Source organism: Achromobacter sp., assembly GCF_057314935.1.
In genome coordinates this window covers 12119-18219 of the sequence record NZ_DBHKZA010000070.1, presented here as the reverse complement: position 1 = coordinate 18219, position 6101 = coordinate 12119, and the positions used below count along the sequence as shown (strand labels likewise).

The window sequence follows — 6101 nt, the reverse complement described above, 5'->3', positions numbered from 1 at the left end:
CGACCGCGCGCATCCTGCGCCCCGGCCAGCTGGTCACCATGGAATACAACGCGACGCGCCTGAACCTGATCGTGGACGACAAGGACGTCATGACGGCGATCCGCTGCGGCTAAGGCCGCCTTGGGGGCCGGCGCCCGCCGGCCTGCCGCCTACGCTTCGCGCCGCAAGGCGGCCGGCGGCACGTGGGGCAGGAATGCCCCCGCCACTTCGAACGCGCATTCCTCGCGCGCGATATCGATCACCCGCGACACGATCGGGTTGACGATGTTCTTCTTGTGCACGGCGTAGTAATTGATGGTGGGCAGGTCCGGCCGCACGTGCAACTGGCACAGCGCGCCGCGCTCGACCAGCGGCGCGAAATACGCGCCCGGCAGATAGCTGATGCCCAGGCCCAGCATCGTCAGCTGCGCCATCATCCCCAGGCTGTTGCAGGTCAGCACGCGCTTGACCGGCAGGCCTTGCTCGGCGAACCACGCGTCATACAGATGCGACAAGGCCGAATTCGTGGGCTGCGAAATCACGGGGTACGGCGCCAGGTCCTGCGGCGTCAGGCGCGCCGAGAAATCGATGTCCAGCGCGGGGCTGGCCATCCAGACATTGGTGACGGCGCCCAGATGCGTGCAGTCGTACTGGTAGCTCCAGAACGGCCCCGGCATGATGGCCAGGTCGATCTGGTCCTGCTCCAGCCTTTCGTACAGCGTGATGCCGCCGTCGATCTCGGGCATCAGCTGCACGCGGGGGTAGCGTTGGCTGATCTGGTTGATCAACCGCGCCAGCCAGGTCATGCCCACCAGTTCGGTCACGCCCAGCCGAACCACGCCTTCGAAACTGGCGGGGTCCGCCATGTTCTGCACGATGCGGCTGTTCAGGTCCAGCATTTCACGCGCCAGCTCGAACAGTTTGCGCCCTTGCGGCGTCATCACCAGCTTCTTGGCGCGGCGCTCGAACAGGGGCGAACCGGCAAACGCTTCAAGTTCGCCCACCCGCTTGGCCACCGCAGACTGCGTGGTGTGCAGTTTGCGGGACGACGCGCTGAAGCTGCCCAATTCGGAGCTCCAGTAAAAAGCCTCTAGCTGTTTAAGGGTGTACATCGCGGCGGTCGATGCGAAACGCATGGAAACCCTCACCTTAACATCGCCGCCGCGCTGCCTGCCGCGACCTTAGCCGCGCGGATGCAGGATGTCGGCCAGGAAACGCTGCGCGCGCGGATGGGACGGCGCGCTGAAGAAGCGCTCGGGCGTATCCATTTCCAGGATCTCGCCGCCGTCCATGAAAACGACCCGGTCGCAGACGTCGCGCGCGAACCCCATTTCGTGGGTCACGCACACCATCGTCATGCCATCCTTGGCCAGGCCCTTCATCACCTGCAGCACCTCGCCCACCATCTCGGGGTCCAGCGCGCTGGTGGGTTCGTCGAACAGCATCACCGGCGGTTGCAGGGCCAGCGCCCGGGCGATCGCCACGCGCTGCTGCTGACCGCCCGACAGGGCCCCCGGATAGGCGTCGATCTTGTGTTCCAGGCCCACGCGTTCCAGCAGGCTTTTCGCCAGCGCCACGGATTCCTTGCGGGACTGCTTGCGGATGTTCACCGGCGCGAAGATCACGTTCTCCAGCACGCTCATGTGCGGAAACAGGTTGAACTGCTGGAACACGAAGCCGATCTTCTGGCGCAGCGCGTTCAGGTTCGCGCCCTTGGCGTAGATGTCCGCGCCGTCGATCAGGATGCGGCCCTTTTCGATGGGCTCCAGGCGGTTGATCGTGCGGATCATGGTGGACTTGCCCGACCCCGACGGGCCGCACACCACCAGCACTTCGCCGCGCGCCACCGACAGGTCCACGTCCTTCAGCACGTGATGCGCGCCGTACCACTTGTTCACTTTTTCAAGATTGATCATGTTTTGTCCTTGCTTTAAGCCATGGCGCGCGAGCGGCGGATACGCAGGTCCAGCCAGCTCAAGCCGCGGCTCAGGCTGAAGCACACCAGGAAATAGATGATGGCCAGGATGCCGAACACCTGCAGCGGCTGGGTCAGCACCAGGTTGTTGACCTGGTTGGCCGCGAAGGTCAGTTCGTTGACGCTGATGACGTAGCCCAGCGACGTTTCCTTGATGGTCGACACGAACTGGCTGGTCATGCTGGGCAGTACGTTAAAGAGCGCCTGCGGCAGGACCACCTTGCGCATCGTCGTCCAGTAGCCCACGCCCAGCGAGCGCGACGCCTCGATCTGGCCGCGCGGCACCGCCTCGATGCCCGAACGGATCACTTCCGACAGGTACGCGCTTTCGTAGACCACCAGCGCGAAGATCAGCGTCCAGAAGCCGCTGACGACCTGGCCGGTCAGTTTCGGCACCACAAAGTAGGCCCAGAAGATCAGCATCAGGAGCGGCATGCCGCGCACCACGTTGACCAGCGCCTTGCTGGCCACGCGCAGCCAGCCGAACGGGCTGACCCGGGCCAGCGCAATCAACAGCGCCAGCGGCATCGACATCGCCAGGCCAAGCGCCGCCAGGATCAGCGTGAGCACCAGTCCGCCCAGCGGGCCGTTGGGGTATTGGCCCACCAGCAGCGTGGGCCAGTATTGCAGTAGCAGATCAAGCACCGTGGCCTCCGCGGTTCAGACGATAACGGGCGTAGATGCGCGATCCGACCGCCATGATCAGGAACGATCCCAGCAGGTACATGATCGTCGCGGCGCCGAAGGTGGCGAAGGTGCGGTAGGTCTCGTTTTCGATCTCGCGGGCCTGGTAGGTCAGTTCCATCACGCCGATCGCCATGGCCACGCTGGTGTTCTTGAACAGCAGCAGCGCGCGGCCCACCAGCGGCGGAATGGAAATGCGCACGGCCTGCGGCACGATCACGAAGCGCATGCACTGCAGATAGCTGGCGCCCAGCGCCCGGGCCGCTTCGAACTGCGTGCCCGGAATGGCGCGCAGCCCGCTGCGGATGTCTTCGGAGATGTAGGCGGCCGAGCCCAGCGCCAGCGCGATTGCCGCCAGCGACATCTCGGCGTTGTGCTCGTACAGCCACATGCGAAAGCCTTCGGGCAGCAGTTCCGGCATGCCGAAATACCAGAACAGCACCTGCACCAGCAGCGGCACGTTGCGGTGGTATTCCACGTAGGCGTCGACCACCCAGCGGCACGGCGCCAGGTTGGTGGCGCGCACTACGACCAGCGTCACCGCGATCGTGAAGGCCATTACCCAGGCAACCAGGAACAGCTGCACGGTGACCAGCATGCCGCTGGCCAGCAGCTGGTATTGGGAAGCGTCAAGTAGGCTCATAAAGCAATCAATCTCCTGCAATCGCGCGGCCCACGCCAAACGTCACGGGCTCCGGCCGCCCACCTGGGAGGACGCCGGAAACCGTGACGGGGACATGCGGGTCGCGCTGGGGTCAGCGGTCGTTCAGCCGGCGATGGGGCCGATCTTGAAGCCGCGTTCCAGCTTGTACGGCGTTTCGGGGCCGAACCACTTGTCAAACAGCTTGGCGGCCGCGCCCGAGCTTTCCGCTTCGTCCAGCGCCTGGTTCACCGTCTGCAGGAAACGCGGTTCGGACTTGCGCACGCCCAGGCCCCAGGGTTCGTCGAACACCGACTTGGCGATCACGCTGACGGGCGCGGTCGGCGGGCTTTGCAGCACCAGGCGCGCAAGCACCAGTTCAGAGGCGAACTGCGCATCCACCTTTTTCTGCTGCAAGGCGAGATAGGTGGCCGAACTGTCTCCATAGCCGATGACCTGGGACTTGTTCAGGATGCGCTTGATCTCGCGCTCGGAGCTGGAGCCCTTGGTGGCGCCGACGCGCCGGCCGTTCAGGGCTTCAACGGTGTCCAGCCCCGAGTCCTTGCGCACCAGCAGCTTTTGCGGACTGACGTAGTAGGCGTGGCTGAAGGCGATCTGTTCGGCGCGGTCGGGCGAATAACCCAGGTTGGCTGCCAGGATGTCCACGCGGCCTTCGTTCAGTTCCGGCACGCGCGCCGCCACCGACAGCAGCTTGTAGTTGACCTTCACGCCCAGCTTGTCGGCGACGAGCTTGCACACGTCGACGTCGTAGCCCACCAGTTGGCGCGTGGCGCCGTCCTGGAAGCTGAACGGCTGCGAAGTGCCCAGCGTGCCGCAGACGAGTTCGCCGCGCGCCTTGATGTCGTCGACCTGATCGGCCTGGGCGGCGGCGCCCAGCGCCAGGATAGCCAGGCCCAGGCAGGCGGCGAAGAGAGTGTGGCGTTTCATGGTTGATTCCCCTTGTCTGTTTGTGTGGTGGTCGTACTGGAATGGAATGCGCGGCGCCGGCTCAGGCCAGCTTGGCGCAGGCCTCGCGGATGGCCGCGCATCCCTGCTTGATGTCGTCCAGGGATGCGGCGAACGACAGCCGGAACGTGCCCGGCGCGCCGTAGGCATGGCCGTCGATGACAGCCACGCCGGCCTCGCGCAGCAGATAGTGCGTCAGGTCGGTGTCGGTGGCGATCACGTCGCCGGCAGGCGTCTTCTTGCCCAAGAGCCCGGCGCAGTCCGGAAAGACATAGAACGCGCCTTGCGGCACGACGATCGCCAGGCCCGGCGCGCCAGACAATTCGGCGATCGCCAGGTCGCGGCGTTCGCGGAATACCTGCGCAAACTCAGCCACGCAATCCTGCGGCCCGGACAGCGCTTCCAGCGCCGCCGCCTGGCTGACGGACGAGGCGCCCGACGTGCTTTGGGATTGCAGGATCGCCATCGCCTTGATGAGCTCGTCGGGGCCGGCGCCGTAGCCGATGCGCCAACCGGTCATGGCGTAGGCCTTGGACACCCCGTTGACCACCAGCGTGCGGGCGGCCAGTTCCGGCGCGACCTGCAACGGATGCACGGTCGGTTCGCCTGTGAAGTTCAGCCGGGCGTAGATGTCGTCGGTCATCAGCCACACGTGCGGATGGCGCTTGAGCACCTCGGTCAGGCCGCGCAGTTCCTCGGCCGTGTAGACCGCGCCCGTCGGGTTGCTGGGCGCGTTCATCATCAGCCACTTGGTGCGCGGCGTGATGGCGCGCTCCAGCGCCTGCGGGGTGACCTTGTAGTCCGTGGCGGGCGAGGTCTGCACCGCGACCGGGGTGCCACTATTGACCAGCACCATGTCCGGGTACGACACCCAGAACGGCGCGGGGATCAGCACCTCGTCGCCCTCGTTCAGCGTGGCGGCCAGGCCGTTGAAGATCACCTGCTTGGCGCCGGTAGAGACGATGATCTGCGCCACGGGGTAATCCACCCCGGTCGCTTCCAGCAGATGGCCGCGCGCGGCGCGGCGCAAGGCCACCGTGCCCTGAGCGGGCGGGTACTTGGTTTCGCCACGGTTCATGGCGGCGGTGGCCGCCTGGCGGATGTGTTCCGGCGTCGAGAAGTCCGGCTCGCCGATTGTCAGGTCGATGATGCGGCGGCCCTGCTCGCGCAGTTCGGCGATGATGGCGCGCGCGGCGACGCTGGGCGACAGCTTGATGCGCTTGATGCGGTCGGCAACGATGCTCACTTGACGGCTCCCATCTTCTCGGCCAGGGTCTTTTCCAGCCAGGGCTTGGTGTAAGTGCCGGCGCGCAGCTTTTCCTTGGCCACGGCTTCGTCGGCCTCCTTCTTCTGCGCCAGGGCCAGCACGGCCGCGGCGAATTCGGCGGGGATCACCACCACGCCGTCGGCGTCACCCACGACCACGTCACCCGGGTTGACCACTTGGCCGCCCACGGACACCGGCACATTGATTTCGCCCGGGCCGTCCTTGTACGGGCCCTTGTGCGACACGGCGCGCGCGAAGCAGCCGAATTCGCCCTGGGCGAAGACGTCCAGGTCGCGTACCGCGCCGTCGATCACGAAACCCTCGATGCCGCGCGATTGCGCATCCATCATCATCAGTTCGCCGACCAGCGCGTTGCTGGTATCGCCGGCGCCGTCGACGACGATCACGTCGCCCGCGCCGCCCAGCGAAATCGCCTTGTGGATCATCAGGTTATCGCCCGGGCGGGTCTTGACGGTCAGCGCCAGGCCGACGGTGCGGCGCGTGCAGGCATGCATCGGGCGCAGGCCCGACACGCCGTACAGGCGGTTCATGCAGTCGCTGATCTGGGCTGAGCCGATGGCGGCGAAGCC

Annotated in this window: 8 protein-coding genes; 1 reads left to right on the top strand and 7 read right to left on the bottom strand. The window is 66.0% G+C overall.

What is annotated here, in order from left to right; translation table 11 throughout:
- The first annotated feature begins 11 nt into the window (after positions 1–11).
- The gene (locus ACO6D5_RS22685) at positions 12–113 is read left to right on the top strand and encodes an I78 family peptidase inhibitor (protein ID WP_485826628.1); all 102 of its coding nucleotides are present in this window, start codon (positions 12–14) and stop codon (positions 111–113) included.
- Between the two features lie 36 nt (positions 114–149).
- On the opposite strand, the gene ACO6D5_RS22680 is transcribed toward ACO6D5_RS22685, so the two are convergent.
- The 7 genes from ACO6D5_RS22680 to ACO6D5_RS22650 all read right to left on the bottom strand — a co-directional run.
- Complete coding sequence (locus ACO6D5_RS22680; protein ID WP_485826619.1) at positions 150–1115, bottom strand: LysR family transcriptional regulator; 966 nt, start codon at positions 1113–1115, stop codon at positions 150–152.
- 45 nt (positions 1116–1160) lie between these two features.
- The gene (locus ACO6D5_RS22675; RefSeq protein ID WP_006224424.1) at positions 1161–1895 is read right to left on the bottom strand and encodes an amino acid ABC transporter ATP-binding protein; all 735 of its coding nucleotides are present in this window, start codon (positions 1893–1895) and stop codon (positions 1161–1163) included.
- 14 nt (positions 1896–1909) lie between these two features.
- On the bottom strand, positions 1910–2599 hold the full coding sequence (locus ACO6D5_RS22670) for an amino acid ABC transporter permease (RefSeq protein WP_280026076.1): 690 nt from the start codon (positions 2597–2599) through the stop codon (positions 1910–1912).
- Positions 2592–3281, bottom strand: a complete 690-nt coding sequence (locus ACO6D5_RS22665) for an amino acid ABC transporter permease (protein ID WP_485826618.1) — start codon at positions 3279–3281, stop codon at positions 2592–2594. The genes ACO6D5_RS22670 and ACO6D5_RS22665 overlap by 8 nt, the downstream gene beginning before the upstream one ends.
- 123 nt (positions 3282–3404) lie before the next feature.
- On the bottom strand, positions 3405–4226 hold the full coding sequence (locus ACO6D5_RS22660; protein WP_315847362.1) for a transporter substrate-binding domain-containing protein: 822 nt from the start codon (positions 4224–4226) through the stop codon (positions 3405–3407).
- Positions 4227–4287: 61 nt separating this feature from the next.
- Positions 4288–5490, bottom strand: a complete 1203-nt coding sequence (locus ACO6D5_RS22655) for an aminotransferase class I/II-fold pyridoxal phosphate-dependent enzyme (RefSeq protein WP_485826617.1) — start codon at positions 5488–5490, stop codon at positions 4288–4290.
- The coding region (locus ACO6D5_RS22650) for an RraA family protein (RefSeq protein ID WP_485826616.1) at positions 5487–6101 on the bottom strand (615 nt) is incomplete at its 5' end. The genes ACO6D5_RS22650 and ACO6D5_RS22655, both read right to left, overlap by 4 nt.